The organism is Paenibacillus sp. LS1 (assembly GCF_026013365.1).
Taxonomy (GTDB): Bacteria; Bacillota; Bacilli; order Paenibacillales; family Paenibacillaceae; genus Paenibacillus.
In genome coordinates this window covers 440401-456554 of the sequence record NZ_JAPDOE010000002.1, presented here as the reverse complement: position 1 = coordinate 456554, position 16154 = coordinate 440401, and the positions used below count along the sequence as shown (strand labels likewise).

Below are 16154 nucleotides of genomic sequence, written 5' to 3'. Positions count from 1 at the left end.
AGGTGACGATACAATGGTTTCCAGGTCATATGACTCGAGCCAGACGCCAGATTCAGGATAAGTTAAAGCTCATCGACGTGGTCATCGAACTGTTGGATGCCCGTCTGCCTGTCTCCAGCCGTAATCCGATGATTGACGAAATATTGCTGGATAAACCCCGGATGATTTTGTTGAACAAGTCGGATTTGGCAGATGCCAAAGTGACGCAAGAGTGGATTGAATATTTCAAAAAAGAGGGAATTACCGCCTTTCCTGTGGATGCCTCGACAGGCACCAATGTTAAAGACATTCCGGTACAGGCGAAGCTTCTTCTGAAAGAAAAAATTGATCGTCAAATTGCCAAAGGAATTAACCCTCGTGCAGTTCGCGGATTGATTGTGGGTATTCCGAATGTTGGTAAATCAACACTGATTAACCGACTGGCTGGACGGAGTATTGCGTTAACAGGAGATCGTCCTGGTGTGACGAAGGGGCAGCAGTGGATTAAGGTAGGCAAAGAAATGGAGCTGTTGGATACTCCAGGTATTCTTTGGCCCAAGTTCGAAGATCAAAATGTAGGTTATCGTCTTGCCGTAACAGGTGCGATTAAAGAGGAAATTCTGAATGCAGAGGATATCGCCTTTTTTGGAATCAGCTACCTGATGCGTTATTACTGGGACGCCCTGGAAGAGAGATACGGACTTCAGGAGTTCTCCAAGGATGCAGATGATTCAGACAGTGTTATTGCGATTATGGAACAAGTTGGCCGTGTCCGTGGTTGTGTTGTAAGCGGTGGACGCATTGATCTGGAAAAGGCATCGCGAGCATTTCTGCGAGAACTGCGAGCGGGTAAAATGGGACGTTTCTCCATGGAAGCTCCTTATTAAAAAAATGGACTCTACACGATGAAGATCACCATCCTCATCTGTTCATTTCATATATACAAGTGCCGAAAGAAGCGGCCGTTACCGGATTACCGGGAGCGGTCGTTTTTTGTGTATAAAAATGCGGAAGTAGAACCGCAATATGCGTTGAAAACGATAAAAATGGAAGAGGATTGAAGAACAGTACGCTTAATGGAATTGGCTGACCTATATATCAGGTGTGTCAAAATCGTGCTATGATAAATGGTGGTGCAATTTAGATTAGACGAGGTCTGATATATTCAATTTTAACCATCAAATACCGATAAATGAAGACATCACTATCTTTATTATTGTAAACCTCAAGGAAAGTATTTGCTGAGAGACACAGGTTGTACAGAACAAAGACAGAAGATCTACGTCTATATTATAAAAAGTTGTAAGTGATACGCATGCTGAAGAAGCGTGGGTAGAGGAGATGAGCGTTATGGTTGAAAATAATGAAGAGATCGGGTTAAATCTACTGGATACCCCGGTTGGATCGAAGAAGAAAAAAGAAGCCAGTGAACCTCGAGACCTTTTACTCTACGAGCGGGAGTATTGGGACAGTGGATTTGAACGTATTGCTGGTATTGATGAGGTAGGACGGGGATGTCTGTTTGGGGATGTTGTTGCGGCGGCGGTTATTTTACCGAAGGATCTCATTCTGGAAGGTGTGAATGACTCCAAAAAATTAACGGAGAAAAAACGTGATGCACTTTATGACGTCATTATGGAAAAAGCGCTGGCGGTAGGTATCGGGTATGCGGATGCAGAGACGATTGACCGGCTTAATATTAAACAGGCTGCGAGACTCGCGATGAAACGTGCGGTTGAAGCATTGGGAGAAGCTCCTGATTATATGCTGGTGGATGCTGAGAAGGTGGATGTGAATGTACCTCAACTGTCCATTATTAAAGGTGACGCCAATAGTCAATCGATCGCAGCGGCATCTATTATTGCCAAGGTAACACGAGATCGGCTGTGTAAGGAAGAATGGGATACGTTATATCCGGAATATGGTCTGTCGATACATAAAGGATATGCAACAAAAGTTCATCGGGAGCAAATTATGGCGTTGGGGGCAACCCCGATGCATCGGCGCAGTTTTCTGGGCAATCTGCTTGGAGAGCAGCAATCTTTGTTCTAACAGAGGCTTGAAGGAAGGAGGGGGAGAGATTTGAATATCGGTTCCATGATTAAGGGGTTAATGGGGGATAGTAAGCCCGGCAATGCCAAACCGCTTGAATTAAAGGAGGGTCAGGTGGTTCGTGGCTCCGTCGTTAGTGTATCCGATGATGGGGGAGAAGCAGTTCTGCAGATTCAAGGTGTGCAGGTGCGCGCCAAGTTGGAGACTCCACTCCGTCCGGGTGAGACCACGTTGCTTCAAGTACAGCCTCCAGGTGAAAATGGCATAACGGTAATGAAACCTATGGCGGGAACACTTGCTGAGCTGCCACAAGCTTCGCTGAACAACCTGCTTAAGGATGTAGGACTGCCGGATACGAAAGGGAATCGGGAACTGTTACTTGCCATGCAGCGTAGCGGATTGCCGCTAACGAAGGATAATGTGGCTATGGTCCAAAATATGATGACAGCTAAACCTGCACAGGTACCTGTGGAAGAATGGGTGCAGGCGACGGGAATTGCTTTTCAGCGTGGTCTCCCGGTTACGGCGGAAACGGTAAAAGGATTACATCAGACGGTGTTTGGCCCCCCTCTGCATCAGTTGTTAAGCGGGTTGGCTGATCAGTTGGAAACGATGTTGACTCAAACAACGGGTAAACCGGCATTGCCTGGAGAACAATCGGCTGCTATGAAACCAGCTGTTGTGGCTGGTGTGCCTGTATTGCCGAATACAGCGCAGATGGAAGAAGGGTTGGCTACATCGGGTAATGGCCGTCAGGTGGCTGGAACAGGAACTCCTGTTTTGTCGACGCAACAAGGACAAGCGGCATTGGCAGGAGCTGTATCTATGACGGATGTCGGGGCAGAGGATGCAGCTAATGCGGTGAAAGGAAACCTGCAGGCCGGCGGAGGAACAGGAAATGCTGAAGCCGGGGCAAAGGCAGTTGCCAGCAACGTTGAAACGGCTGGCAAAGGGGGCGCAGGTATTCCGTCTGGAACCGGAATATCTGGAGAGAGCCCGCGCGGGGCTGACGCGGGCCAAGCCGGGAGCCGCCCGGGTACACCAGGGGCGGCGGCAGAATCAGTGGCTGGCCGTGTAAGTGCGGGCCAGCCTGAAGCAGGCGCGGCCGGTCGGACTGACGGCCGCGCTGAAACGCCTGCTGCTGCGGGGACTCCGTCCGCAGCAGGCCAGGCGGCGCCAGCAGCGCCTACGGCAGCGCAGCTGGCGCCCAAGCTGCTGGCGCTGCTGGACGCCTTGCGCAGCGCGTCCACTGCCGCACCGGCACAGCCTGGTGCGGCAGCACAGGCCGCCCCTGCATCGCAGGGCGGCCAGGCGGCTACGGCTGCCGGAGGCGCGCCGCAGCCGTTGCCAGCCGGCGCTGATGCGCCGCCGGCTGGCGGTAGTGCCGCAGCACCTGCGGGAGCTGCGGCAGTGCACGCGCCTGTCACCCACGAGGGGGACCCGTGGGTGGGGCGCGTGCTGAAGCTGCTCGGTGCGGAGCACGAGCAGCAGGCCGTTCACGGCGCGGCAGCGCAGCCGCGCGTGGGGGATGTGGCGAGTCCGGCGAATGCGGACACGCTGAAGGGCTTGCTGCTGCAGCTTGCCAGCAGCGACGGTGCACCGGCGGCGCTCAAGGATGCCGCCGGACAAGCGGTGCAATTTCTGACAGGTCAGCAGTTATTGCTGACGACAGATCGCAGTGCTACGTTTGCACAGATGCACTGGTTTATTCCGATCACTGGACCGGACGGGGAAGAGACAGCTTCCGTTCAGATTCAATCACGTCGTGGACCTCGTGGAGAGCTGGATGCGTCCAACTGCCGTCTATGGTTCGATCTGGATATGAAAAGTCTTGGGCCTACACTGGTAGATGTACATGTGGTTAACAATATTGTCAGTCTGCGTGTATTGAATGATCGCGAAGGAATGGGACCGCTCCTGGAGAGCGGAAGAGAGGTAATCCATCAGGCATTGGACAAGCTGGGCTATCAATTGCTAACCTTCAAGGCGGAACCGTGGCCTGTGGGCCAGGAACCGGGTGCAGAGCGGAAAATGACGGCATCGGACTATAGTCCTGAACGATATAAAGGGGTGGACTTGAAGGTATGAAAGACGAGTCGTCACAACCGGACCTGCTTTCCAAAAAAGCGGTTGCCCTAAAATATGTTCCTGGAGAGAGCGAAGCACCTGTTGTGGTAGCCAAGGGCCGCGGCAAAGTGGCAGAAGCCATTCTGGATAAAGCCAAGGAAAATGGCGTGGCTGTTCAGGAGGACGCAGCACTTGTGGAAGTGCTCTCCAAGTTGGATCTGGATGAACAGATTCCGGCAGAACTGTATCAGCTGGTCGCAGAGGTGCTAACATACGTCTACCGTGCAGATCGACTGGCCTCGGGACGTGAGGAAGATGAGTCATGGTAGAGCGTAGATTAGGCCATGAGCCGGGAATGAAGCTTACACGGCAGCAGAAGGGCCGATTAGGCGAAGAAGCCGCCTGTCAATGGTTGCGAGATAACAACTATCGGATCATCAGACAGAACTGGCGTTGCCGTAGCGGTGAGATTGACATCATTGCTTCCAGCGAGGGCCTGATTGTATTTGTGGAAGTTAGAAGCAGAAGTGGAGCCGCTCAGTACGGTACACCTCAGGAATCGGTCGATATGCGTAAAATGCAGCAGGTACGTTCAACCGCATCCGTTTATTTGCAGATGACGGGAGAGACAGATCTTCAGATCCGTTTTGATGTAATTGCCGTAATGCTAGATCAAGCAGGAGAGGTTGTCTCTGTGAATCATATTGTTAATGCTTTTTAAGAATTACACACAAAGTATTGCTGTATTCAAAGTTACGAAATGTATCTTTTTCTGATGTGATTCTATAGCTCTTATCAAAGTACAAGTTTAATTATGTCTTATCTTTTTCATTCGATTTAGTTTTGAAATTAGTATTATCTAAAGCCGTAGGTCCTCTTCATACAGGATCTGCGGCTTTTTTTGATTTAAATATGAAATCGAAAAACACAGGATAGAGCATCAATAATAAAATCATTTATTTCAGAAATTTATAGATACAAAATGTATCATTTGTAATAAACTAAGAAAGTTGAAATTTAAAGAGAGGTTGGTGGGATGTATGGAAGAGCTTCAGAACGCTTCGAGCAACATAGTAAAAAGAGTATGGGAGTGCCCTCGGATGGAAGTGCTGGATATCAGCGAGACCATGAACGGTGGACAGGGGATTTGGCAATATGTTTGGGACGGAGAATTCTGGAAGCTTGAACTTATGCTCAGTTAATTAAAGAGGTTAAAGAGGAATGTTTGATCCATAAAAATAAATGGTGAGGTGTAGTGAGGAGATGCAGACAAGTATCAAATGGATAATTCGACTAAGTACACTATCTTTATGTTTCATTTTGTTTGGAATCATGTATTCCGGAGTTTCTTATGCCGATCCTTCAACCCAGGCAAGTGTATCAGGTAAAGTTACTGATCTTGAAGGGTTTCCTATCCAGGATGCCACAATCAAGTATTCCCTTAGATATCAAGGGGAAGAGACTGAAAAAAGCGTGAAGACAGATGGAAATGGAAGTTATTCTATACTTGAGTCTGTCCAGGACTATACGGAAATTAGCTTTATAATTGAAGCAGAGGGCTATGTGACAGACAGGCACCGTAATACCTACTCTTTATCAGAGGGAGAACAGATTCTGGTTAATTTTGAGCTATATGAACCTTCTACGATTGTAGGGTCTGTAACCGATCAAACAGGCAGACCGGTTCTCAATGCTCTTGTCAAAGTAACAGGTGCCTTGGATCGTCCGGTGAAGACAGACCAGCAAGGTCGGTATACTGTTACTGGCCTTGATTACGACTACAATCCAAACATTGCAATCTGGGTCGATTCTGCCGATTATATGCTTTATGAGCAGGATCGTTTGAATGTACAGGCGGGAAAAACCTTAATCGTCAATGTTGTTTTGACAGAAGCAGCACACGTGCGGGGAAAAGTTGTAGATGAGGCGGGTAATCCAGTAAGTGGAGCTAAAGTTAATGCTGGAAGTGCGGCAACAACGGATGCCCAAGGCAATTATTTTATAAAGCGCGTGCCAACAGGGGCCAGAACAATAACGGTGGAAGCAGCAGGATACTTAAAATCTAGCCAGAACGTTACCCTCGTACAAGGAGATCATAATACGTTTAATATCGTACTTAAGAAAGATGCAGATATTACACCCCCTGTAACCAAGTACCGATTAGTTCCGATTACAGATACAGTAAATGGAAAGATATACATCAAAGGGTTTACGTTCAGGCTCCAGGCAACAGACGAAGTCAAAGGTTCGGGTGTAAAAACAACGCAGTATCGAATCAATGGGGGAGCCTGGAAGAACTATGAAGGACCCGTCAAATTCTATGCCCCTGATGTCAAGGTGGTAGAATACTTTAGCACAGATGTTGCAGGTAACCAGGAGAAGTACAACAAAATGGATTTCGTTAAAGGTACATTTGAAGGTGCAGGTTCATATTGATTCATCAATGATGTGATATCGTGAATGTTATAAAATGCTTATCTAATTAGACGGCTCCGACGTGATGATCGCCATTGGTCGATCAGGATTCGGAGTCGTCTTTACTGTTTTTAAAGCCTATAGCCGTAGCAGTCGAAGCCTTTCCTTTGAATCTCGTGAACAGTAGGGTGTATAATCAAGAATGTAATCTGCGTTTTAATCTTTTGATTTGTCATAACGAATTGTTCAAGACCGTAAGCCATCGTTACGGTTACAGATCATAATTATAAACAGGGAGGTACGGCCGATGAGTAAAACTGCGAAAACAACAAATGAAGTCAGAAATGCGATTCAAAACCGTCGTACGGTGAAAAAATTTAAAAAGGAAGCTGTTCCTACACAACAAATCATAGAGTTGCTGGATACGGCAGTCTGGGCTCCTAACCATAAATTGCGTGAACCTTGGAGATTTTTGTTGTTTACCGGGAATGGGCGCAAAAAGCTGGCTGAGGCCATCGATGCAGAAATGGGAGAAGACAACAAATTCTCAGCCAATATTACGCAAGTCCCAGCCGTTATGCTTGTCGTACTTGAGGAAGATCCAAGACAGAACATCTGGGATGAAGATTTTGCAGCCGTAAGTGCGTTAGTACAGAACTTTATGCTTGCAGCTTGGAGTGAAGACATTGGTACATTCTGGGTGACCAAGCCATTCCTGTACGCTCCGAAATTCCGTAAACCTCTTGGAATAGAGGCGGGTGAGAAGATTATAGGCATGATCTATATGGGATATCCTGATGTTATTCCTTCTGCCAAAGAACGCACACCAGCCAAGGACAAACTGACTCTTTTTGAATAATAAACTATTGTAATATGTAGCTACACATGCCCCTATCAATCTCAGGGAAATTGACGTACAAGTACCTTTCTTCATGAAAAAGAAGGACTTGTACGTTTTTTGTCATGTCGACTTAGCCGTATGGTAGGACCCACGTTATACACCCTTCTCGATCATACTCTGTTGTCCAAGATGATGTAGATTTCACTGCCTTTTGATAGGCGAACCCGTTCTTCTTCCATAAGTTTCTCAAAATAAATTAAGATCCAGTTGACGATACTGTATGGCTTCAGCCACATGAGCTGTCATAATTTCACCATCATGGTCTAGATCGGCAATCGTCTGTGCCATTTTGATAATCCGATCATGTGCACGCATGCTCAAGTTTAGCGTTTGCAAGGTTTGTTCTAACAATTGTTCTGCCTCTTGAGGGAGATGGATCGTTCGTCGCAAAAGTGTGCCCGAAAGCTGGCTATTCCAACGGACTGAACTTTGGGCATAGCGTGCAGCCTGAATTTGATGAGCATGGATGACTTTTGCCTGCATTTCTGCAGAGGAAGGTGAGGCAGCTGATTTACGCCACTCGCCTGGTGGAGGGACCTCGACCTGAAGATCGATACGATCTAGCAATGGTCCTGAAATTTTGGCTCGGTACGCGGCAACACGGGCGGGGCTGCATATACAGCGCTGCTCCTCCGAATGAGCGGACAAATATCCGCAGGGGCAGGGATTCATGGAACATGCGAGCATGAACTGGGCGGGAAAGGTGAATGCTGCCCGCGCCCGGCTAATTGTCACTGTGCGATCCTCTAACGGCTGCCTTAATACCTCCAGCACCTGGCGCTGGAACTCAGGTAATTCATCCAGAAACAATATACCCCGGTGGGCAAGGCTCACTTCACCCGGTTTCGGAATACCACCGCCTCCAATTAGACCAGAGGTGGATATCGTGTGATGTGGGGAGCGAAAAGGTCTGTCTGCAATCAGGCCTTGAGGCGCTTCTTTCAACTTGCCTGCGGCACTTAACACTTTGGTGACTTCCAGTGCTTCATCTTCTGACAAAGGAGGAAGGATGGAAGGCAGACGTTTGATTAACATCGTTTTGCCCGTGCCTGGCGGTCCAACGAGCAGTATGTTATGCATGCCTGCTGCAGCAATCATAAGCGCGCGTTTTACATGATGCTGCCCTAGAACATCACTATAATCATCCGCACATAATGACGTTTGTCCCTGCCTTCTATCCGCCACCCTTTGAGTCTTATCTGTTATAGGAACAGCGAGGTGAGCATAATTTTTCAACACGACCGGTCCTGCATTAGTTTTATTTGGCACACCAACCGAACTAGAGGGTTGATCTGGGTTTTCCGGAGCAATATCTTGCAAATGACGAATGCCAAACACTTGAATACCTCGAATCAACGACGCTTCCTCCACGTTATCCAAAGGAAGAAGCACGGACGTAAAGCCTTGCCGTTTGGCCAGATCGACCATGGATAAAATGCCGGGCACTGACCTGATCGAACCGTCCAATGCCAGTTCGCCAACAACTAATGTACGTTCCTGAGGAGGGAGTACTAGTTGACCGCTTGTCATAAGTAAACCAATAGCGATGGCAAGATCAAAGGAAGACCCTTCCTTGCGCAGATCAGCGGGGGCCAGATTGATTGTAATCCGCTGTAATGGATACTGATATCCACAATTTTTAATCGCTGCACGAACACGTTCAACGGCCTCTCGAATGGCTGAATCTGGTAACCCGATGATGGACGTCTGTGGCAGACCATTGGATAGATCGGTTTCCACCTCGATCAGAACACCATCAATTCCGTACAAACACGCACTATGTAATTTTCCGTACATAACAAAGAAACACCTCACTCGATTCTTGACTCCGCATAACACGGGCCAGTCTACGAATTAAGGTGCTTCCTCAGCTTCTACTAAGCATTTTATATAAAAGGAATCATGGAGTCAACCTGTCATTATCATCGCTGTAGTCATTGTTCCTGATCCCTGAATTTTATTTCTGGATAGAAATTATTACATAGCATTGGTGAAAATGCCTTAAGTATGAACTTGCATTAGAGTTATCAAATTGGGCCAATAAAGCGTGAATCTGTTTGCTGGACTTATCTATTATTGTTGTTAAATCATGAGTGTATGTACTGTTGGTCATCTATCTATATTTATATTTTACACAATCTAATTTAACATAATTAAATTGAAAGGTAAAATCATTTGTGCTCAATTATTCTGTTTTTTTTCTAATTTGTGATAAGATAGATTTGTAGTTCCTTTCTTATGAGGAATAGAATGCACAATAGGCAGGTGAGAAAGACATATGCAGACGGACAGTTTGAAGCTGGATAACCAATTATGCTTTGCCATATATGCTTGTTCACGTGAGATTACGAAGATGTACCAACCCTATCTGGAGGTGCTCGGCGTAACGTATTCACAGTATCTGGTTCTAATGGTGTTGTGGGAACGTGAAGAATGCACGGTTAAGGAGATCGGGGAGGCGCTATACCTTGATTCGGGAACATTGACACCACTTCTCAAACGTTTGCAGTCGGCAGGACTTATTAATCGCGAACGCTCGGCTCAGGATGAACGGAAAGTATTAATTACACTAACCGATTCCGGCCGTGAGCTTCGGAATAAGGCATTGTCGGTACCTGCATCCATTCAGGGAGACGCTTGTTTGAACAGCACGGAGTTTGAAGCATTACTGGGTCAGTTCAAAGGATTACTGGAAAAAGTGCACGAAACCAACACGAACGCAGCCAAAAAATAAAATGTAGCATTGAATCGAGGAAACCTTAGCTTTTAGCTGAGGTTTTTTTCCATATATACCCAAACATTCACAATATGGGATCATACTCATATCAAAATACTGTCTATTAATCATTACTTTTTTAAGGAAAGCGTTTTAAAAACGTGTTACAATGAATTGGGTTTAAGTGAAAATAGTCAACATTTGTCTTTTGTTAGTCTACCAACCCGCCTTGTTGCAGTCACGTTGATAGGAGGATTCGAGAATGAATATCCATGAATATCAAGGAAAAGAAGTACTGAAACAGTATGGAGTTACCGTTCCAAACGGAAAGGTTGCTTATACAGTCGATGAAGCGGTTGCGGCCGCAGAGGCATTGGGCAGTCCGGTGACTGTTGTTAAAGCGCAAATTCACGCAGGTGGCCGGGGTAAAGCTGGCGGCGTAAAAGTAGCGAAGAGCACGGATGAAGTTCGTGCCTATGCTTCCGAAATTCTGGGTAAAGTATTGGTGACACACCAGACTGGACCAGAAGGTAAAGAAGTAAAACGTCTTCTGATTGAAGAAGGATGCGATATCCGCAAAGAGTATTATGTGGGTGTTGTTGTGGACCGTGCCACAGGCCGTGTAGTTATGATGGCTTCCGAAGAAGGCGGTACTGAGATTGAAGAAGTAGCTGAAGCTACACCTGAGAAAATTTTCAAAGAAATTATTGACCCAGCTATTGGGTTGCAAGTGTTCCAGGCGCGTAAACTGGCTTACAGCATCAAGATTCCGAATGAACTGGTGAACAAAGCTGTTAAGTTCATGCTCGCGTTGTACACAGCTTTTGTCGAAAAAGATTGCTCTATTGCCGAGATCAATCCTCTCGTTGTTACCGGAGATGGAAACGTTATCGCGCTGGATGCGAAATTAAACTTTGACTCCAACGCTCTGTTCCGTCACAAAGATATTTTGGAACTGCGTGACCTGGATGAAGAGGATGAAAAGGAAATCGAAGCTTCCAAATACGACCTCAGCTACATAGCACTTGATGGCAACATCGGCTGTATGGTCAATGGTGCGGGACTTGCGATGGCGACGATGGACATTATCAAATACTACGGTGGAGACCCCGCCAACTTCCTTGACGTTGGGGGCGGTGCAACAACGGAGAAAGTGACTGAAGCATTTAAGATCATTTTGTCCGATGCCAAAGTAGCAGGAATCTTTGTTAACATCTTCGGTGGCATCATGCGCTGTGATGTTATCGCCAACGGTGTTGTTGAAGCTGCGAAGCAACTTGGCCTGACCAAACCGCTGGTTGTTCGTCTTGAAGGAACTAACGTGGAGCTTGGCAAACGTATTCTGGGCGAATCTGGCCTGAATATTGTTCCTGCCGATTCCATGGCCGATGGTGCACAGAAAATTGTTGCCCTCGTAAAATAAGTTCATTCCTTAGTACCGGAGCTGTCCGGGAATTGAAAAATAACCGTAAGGATGTGAAGCAACGTGAGTATTTTGATCGATAAAAATACAAAAGTCATTACGCAAGGCATTACGGGTTCAACGGGAATGTTCCACACGAAGGGCGCATTGGACTACGGAACCCAGATGGTAGGCGGAGTTACACCGGGTAAAGGCGGAACGAATGTGGATATCACGCTGGAAGACGGTACAGTAGCCAGTCTGCCGGTGTTCAACACTGTGCAGGAAGCGAAGGAAGCTACAGGCGCAACAGCGAGCGTCATTTACGTTCCTCCGGCATTTGCGGCAGATTCCATTATGGAAGCTGTTGATGCAGAGCTGGATCTTGTGATCTGTATTACGGAAGGTATTCCGGTTCTTGACATGATCAAGGTTGACCGTTTCATGGAAGGTAAAGATACCGTCCTGATCGGACCGAACTGTCCAGGTGTCATTACACCGGGCGAATGTAAAATCGGGATCATGCCTGGTTATATCCACATGGCGGGGCACGTTGGCGTTGTTTCCCGTAGTGGAACACTTACGTATGAAGCCGTTCATCAACTGACGACTCGTGGCATTGGACAATCTTCTGCTGTAGGAATCGGGGGAGACCCTGTAAAAGGCTCCGAGTTCATTGATATCCTGAAACGGTTCAATGAAGATCCACAGACTCATGCGGTCATCATGATTGGTGAGATTGGTGGTACGGCTGAAGAGGATGCTGCAGATTGGGTACGTGAGAACATGACCAAACCGGTTGTTGGCTTTATCGGTGGCGTAACAGCGCCTCCAGGCAAACGGATGGGTCATGCTGGCGCTATTATCTCTGGCGGTAAAGGTACAGCCAAAGAGAAGATTGCGAAGTTGGAATCTTGCGGTATCAAAGTAGCACCAACGCCTGCTGAGATGGGCTCGACTTTGGTGAGTGTACTTGAAGAGCGCGGTATTTTGAATTTGTGCACGACACATTAATTCTTTTTCGTTATAATAGAAGAAACGGTTCGGAAATGATTTGTTTCTGCTAGACCGACTATTATGGTTACGGAAAAGGTAAGCAACCTTTTGCCCTTAAACAGGGCGAAGGGTTGCTTTTTTGCGTTTTTTTTTAACGTGAAAAGGGAGAGGAATTGTTTCTCATCTGCGTAAACGCTTGCATTCCGTGATCACTTAACACACAATATGAGGGAAGATACTCTTCCCGCTCTGGGAGGTTTATGGTATGGAAGAACGATGGATCTTGTTTGGGTTGCATGAGATGGAGGGTATTGGCAAGAAAACAATCTCAAAACTGGTTCTGGGACAACATCAATGGTCCGATCTTTTGAATTATGAAGAAGGTGACTGGACTGCGGCAGGTTTGCGCAAAGATCAGGCTGCCCGTTTAGCGAGTCAATTTACGCTCAACTGGATCGAACGTAAAAGAGAACACGTTTACAATCAGGGGATAGAGGTTATTACTTATCTGGATCAGAATTATCCCATATTAATGAAGGAAACCGTTCAGCCTCCCTGGGTAATGTATGGTCGAGGGGATATAAGTTTGCTACACAAACCGTCCATTGCGATGGTGGGAACTCGTATGCCAACCGTGTATGGGCGCAAAGTTGGTGAGAAGCTGGCAGAACAATTATGCAGTGCAGGGCTTACGATCGTAAGCGGGCTTGCCCGCGGTATTGATAGCGTGTGTCATGAGGCAGTATTACGTGCCAAAGGAAAAACGATTGCAGTATTCGGAACAGGGATTGATAATATATACCCACCCGAAAATACAAGCCTTGCTGAGCGAATCGCGGAGACGGGTCTGCTTTTGTCGGAATATCCACCAGGTACGAGAGCACGTCAAGGATTATTTCCGGAACGGAATCGAATCATTGCCGGTCTTACGCTGGGGACATTGGTCGTTGAGGCTGACATTCGCAGTGGTTCACTGATCACAGCAGATGCTGCTCTTGAAGCAGGCAGGGATGTATTTGCAGTTCCTGGACCCATCACATCGCCGAAGAGTCGGGGCGCTCACAATCTAATCCGTCAAGGGGCCAAATTGGTCACATGTGCAGCAGATGTTTTGGAAGAGTATCGTTTGGACTTGCCAAATGCAGAACAACTTCCTTACAATAGAGGACGTTCGGCAGAAACACCTGAGCCTTCCGGGCAAGGGATATTCGCTGAGGTTAAGCTCTCTCCGGATGAACAACGTGTGATTTATCTGTTGGAACAGGAGGAGCAATCGTTGGATCAACTGGTTGAACAGCTAGGTTGGGATTTTGGACATTTGCATTCAGTTCTGTTATCTTTAATCATAAAAAAGCAGATTAGCCAATTACCAGGCACCAAATATGCGAGGGTATGACGATGCTACAACCTATGTAGCGTGTGGAAATATATAATTAGCTGAAGTTATTAACCTATGCATAAGCTTACAGAAACAGTTACATGACAGTTTCATGACTGAGAGGAGGATGAACCTATGGCGGATGCACTCGTAATCGTGGAGTCGCCCTCAAAGGCGAAGACGATAGGCAAATATTTAGGCAGCAAGTTCATCGTGAAAGCTTCGATGGGACATGTTCGCGATTTGCCAAAGAGTCAGATCGGCGTTGAGGTGGAGAATGATTTTAATCCGAAATATATTACGATCCGCGGCAAAGGTTCAATTTTGAAAGAACTGAAGGATGCACGGAAGAAAGTGAAAAAAGTGTATCTCGCAGCTGACCCGGATCGCGAAGGCGAGGCTATCGCATGGCATTTAGCCCATGCCCTTGAACTGGACGATACGGCAGATTGCCGGGTTGTATTTAATGAAATTACAAAACAGGCGGTCAAAGATGCGTTCAAAACGCCGCGGAAAATCAATATGGATTTGGTTAACGCGCAGCAGGCAAGACGTATTCTGGATCGACTCGTTGGATATAAAATTAGTCCATTATTATGGAAAAAAGTTAAAAAAGGTTTGTCCGCAGGCCGGGTTCAGTCCGTGGCTGTTAAAATCATTTTAGATCGTGAAAATGAAATTGATGATTTTGAGCCGGAAGAATACTGGAGCATTACCGCCAAACTGACAGCAGACGGCAATCCGTTTGAAGCCAAGTTTCATAAACTGAACGGGGCTAAAACAGAGCTGGGCAGTGAAGCGGAAGTGCAAGCCATCCTGAAACAGATCGAAGGTGCAGACTTTACGATCAAGGAAGTTAAAGAGAAGGAACGGAGTCGGAACCCTTCCGCCCCGTTTACCACGAGTTCTTTGCAACAGGAAGCAGCACGTAAATTGAATTTCAGAGCTTCCAAGACGATGTCGGTGGCCCAACAACTATATGAAGGTGTAGACCTTGGAAAAGAAGGCACAGTAGGTCTCATCACGTATATGCGTACGGACTCCACGCGGATTGCGGCATCTGCACAAGAAGAAGCCAAAGAATATATCGTTGGTAAGTATGGAGAGCCATTTGCACCAGAAACACCACGAAATTATTCCAAAAAAGCAGCTAATGCTCAGGATGCGCATGAAGCAATTCGTCCAACTTCAATTCTGCGTGATCCCGATTCAATCAAGTCATTTATGAGTCGTGATCAGTTCCGGTTGTATAAACTGGTTTGGGAACGTTTTGTAGCGAGCCAGATGTCCTCGGCTATCCTGGATACACTCTCTGTAGATATTGCGGCGGGGGATACGATTTTCCGTGCAGCAGGTTCGAAGGTTCGATTCCAGGGCTTCATGAAGGTATATGTTGAAGGAAACGACGATGGTACAACCGAAGAAGATCGTCTGCTACCTCCGCTGAAAAGTGGAGATGTGCTTGAGAAGCAGGAGATTGAGCCAAAACAGCATTTTACACAACCGCCACCACGATATACGGAGGCAAGGTTGGTTAAGACGCTTGAGGAATTGGGTATAGGGCGTCCGAGTACATATGCGCCAACACTGGAGACCATTCAGAAGCGCGGATATGTTGCGATTGAGGAAAAGAAATTCATGCCAACGGAGCTTGGCGAACTGGTCATCGAACAGATGGAAGAGTTTTTCCCGGAAATCCTGAATGTAGAGTTTACCGCGAACATGGAAGGTGATCTTGACCATGTGGAGGAAGGTTCCGAGGATTGGGTCAAAGTACTCGCTGAATTCTACGAATCTTTCGAGAAACGGCTTGAGTTTGCGGAAGAAGAAATGAAAGAAATCGAGATCGAAGACGAAGTATCGGATGAGATCTGTGAGAAGTGCGGCAAACCACTTGTTTATAAACTCGGACGTTTTGGCAAGTTTCTTGCTTGCTCTGGCTTCCCTGATTGCCGGAATACCAAACCGATTATCAAGGATATTGGCGTAACTTGTCCGAAGTGTAAGGAAGGCCATGTTGTTGAGCGTCGTAGCAAAAAGGGACGTATCTTCTACGGTTGTGACAAGTATCCTGAATGTGATTTTGTCTCATGGGACAGACCTTCAGCCAAACCATGTCCAAGTTGTGGATCGCTAATGATTGAAAAGCGGAACAAAAAGGGAGCCCGATTGCAGTGTACATCATGTGATCATCAGGAGCCGGTGGATGAACCGGATGACGAATCAGCGGATTAGTATATATGGGGGT

The 16154-nt window shown here is 46.9% G+C and carries 14 protein-coding genes; 13 read left to right on the top strand and 1 reads right to left on the bottom strand.

Annotation, left to right across the window (positions count from 1 at the left end):
• Window positions 1-2 precede the first annotated feature (2 nt).
• From ylqF to OM416_RS11435, 8 genes are all read left to right on the top strand, one after another.
• Complete coding sequence (gene ylqF / locus OM416_RS11470; protein WP_062833774.1) at window positions 3-866, top strand: ribosome biogenesis GTPase YlqF; 864 nt, start codon at window positions 3-5, stop codon at window positions 864-866.
• A 463-nt stretch (window positions 867-1329) separates the two neighbouring features.
• Entirely contained in the window at window positions 1330-2031 is a 702-nt protein-coding gene (locus tag OM416_RS11465; protein ID WP_264929353.1) for a ribonuclease HII, read from the top strand.
• Between the two features lie 30 nt (window positions 2032-2061).
• Window positions 2062-4119, top strand: coding sequence for a DNA ligase (locus OM416_RS11460; RefSeq protein ID WP_264929351.1), 2058 nt, complete (start codon window positions 2062-2064; stop codon window positions 4117-4119).
• Window positions 4116-4427: an EscU/YscU/HrcU family type III secretion system export apparatus switch protein gene (locus tag OM416_RS11455; protein WP_169478501.1), complete on the top strand. Its 312-nt coding sequence runs from the start codon at window positions 4116-4118 to the stop codon at window positions 4425-4427. The genes OM416_RS11460 and OM416_RS11455 overlap by 4 nt, the downstream gene beginning before the upstream one ends.
• A complete protein-coding gene (locus OM416_RS11450; protein ID WP_264929349.1) occupies window positions 4421-4819 on the top strand; it encodes a YraN family protein in 399 nt (132 codons plus the stop codon). Before OM416_RS11455 ends, OM416_RS11450 begins: the two co-directional genes overlap by 7 nt.
• Before the next feature lie 319 nt (window positions 4820-5138).
• The gene (locus tag OM416_RS11445) at window positions 5139-5300 is read left to right on the top strand and encodes a paeninodin family lasso peptide (protein WP_264929347.1); all 162 of its coding nucleotides are present in this window, start codon (window positions 5139-5141) and stop codon (window positions 5298-5300) included.
• A 61-nt stretch (window positions 5301-5361) separates the two neighbouring features.
• On the top strand, window positions 5362-6534 hold the full coding sequence (locus OM416_RS11440) for a carboxypeptidase-like regulatory domain-containing protein (protein ID WP_264929345.1): 1173 nt from the start codon (window positions 5362-5364) through the stop codon (window positions 6532-6534).
• Window positions 6535-6820: 286 nt separating this feature from the next.
• Window positions 6821-7372, top strand: a complete 552-nt coding sequence (locus OM416_RS11435; protein WP_264929343.1) for a nitroreductase — start codon at window positions 6821-6823, stop codon at window positions 7370-7372.
• Window positions 7373-7600: 228 nt separating this feature from the next.
• Here the strand turns inward: OM416_RS11435 and OM416_RS11430 are convergent, their stop codons facing one another.
• Window positions 7601-9211 (bottom strand): YifB family Mg chelatase-like AAA ATPase, encoded by a 1611-nt coding sequence (locus OM416_RS11430; RefSeq protein ID WP_264929341.1) that lies wholly within the window; start codon window positions 9209-9211, stop codon window positions 7601-7603.
• 481 nt (window positions 9212-9692) lie between these two features.
• Between OM416_RS11430 and OM416_RS11425 the strand changes: the two genes are divergently transcribed.
• From OM416_RS11425 to topA, 5 genes are all read left to right on the top strand, one after another.
• Window positions 9693-10148, top strand: a complete 456-nt coding sequence (locus OM416_RS11425) for a MarR family winged helix-turn-helix transcriptional regulator (protein WP_169478495.1) — start codon at window positions 9693-9695, stop codon at window positions 10146-10148.
• A gap of 244 nt (window positions 10149-10392) precedes the next feature.
• On the top strand, window positions 10393-11553 hold the full coding sequence (gene sucC, locus OM416_RS11420; RefSeq protein WP_036609384.1) for an ADP-forming succinate--CoA ligase subunit beta: 1161 nt from the start codon (window positions 10393-10395) through the stop codon (window positions 11551-11553).
• 63 nt (window positions 11554-11616) lie between these two features.
• On the top strand, window positions 11617-12546 hold the full coding sequence (gene sucD / locus OM416_RS11415; RefSeq protein WP_074094556.1) for a succinate--CoA ligase subunit alpha: 930 nt from the start codon (window positions 11617-11619) through the stop codon (window positions 12544-12546).
• Window positions 12547-12793: 247 nt separating this feature from the next.
• On the top strand, window positions 12794-13924 hold the full coding sequence (gene dprA / locus OM416_RS11410) for a DNA-processing protein DprA (protein WP_264929336.1): 1131 nt from the start codon (window positions 12794-12796) through the stop codon (window positions 13922-13924).
• Window positions 13925-14041: 117 nt separating this feature from the next.
• On the top strand, window positions 14042-16141 hold the full coding sequence (gene topA, locus OM416_RS11405) for a type I DNA topoisomerase (protein ID WP_062833784.1): 2100 nt from the start codon (window positions 14042-14044) through the stop codon (window positions 16139-16141).
• Window positions 16142-16154 lie beyond the last annotated feature (13 nt).

Excerpts from the sequence above, each read along its gene's own strand:
- OM416_RS11465 (WP_264929353.1), top strand. The coding sequence starts at position 1,330 with ATGGTTGAAAATAATGAAGAGATCGGGTTAAATCTACTGGATACCCCG.
- OM416_RS11455 (WP_169478501.1), top strand. The coding sequence starts at position 4,116 with ATGAAAGACGAGTCGTCACAACCGGACCTGCTTTCCAAAAAAGCGGTT.
- OM416_RS11450 (WP_264929349.1), top strand. The coding sequence starts at position 4,421 with ATGGTAGAGCGTAGATTAGGCCATGAGCCGGGAATGAAGCTTACACGG.
- OM416_RS11445 (WP_264929347.1), top strand. The coding sequence starts at position 5,139 with ATGGAAGAGCTTCAGAACGCTTCGAGCAACATAGTAAAAAGAGTATGG.
- OM416_RS11440 (WP_264929345.1), top strand. The coding sequence starts at position 5,362 with ATGCAGACAAGTATCAAATGGATAATTCGACTAAGTACACTATCTTTA.
- OM416_RS11435 (WP_264929343.1), top strand. The coding sequence starts at position 6,821 with ATGAGTAAAACTGCGAAAACAACAAATGAAGTCAGAAATGCGATTCAA.
- OM416_RS11430 (WP_264929341.1), bottom strand. The coding sequence starts at position 9,211 with ATGTACGGAAAATTACATAGTGCGTGTTTGTACGGAATTGATGGTGTT.
- OM416_RS11425 (WP_169478495.1), top strand. The coding sequence starts at position 9,693 with ATGCAGACGGACAGTTTGAAGCTGGATAACCAATTATGCTTTGCCATA.
- sucC (WP_036609384.1), top strand. The coding sequence starts at position 10,393 with ATGAATATCCATGAATATCAAGGAAAAGAAGTACTGAAACAGTATGGA.
- dprA (WP_264929336.1), top strand. The coding sequence starts at position 12,794 with ATGGAAGAACGATGGATCTTGTTTGGGTTGCATGAGATGGAGGGTATT.
- topA (WP_062833784.1), top strand. The coding sequence starts at position 14,042 with ATGGCGGATGCACTCGTAATCGTGGAGTCGCCCTCAAAGGCGAAGACG.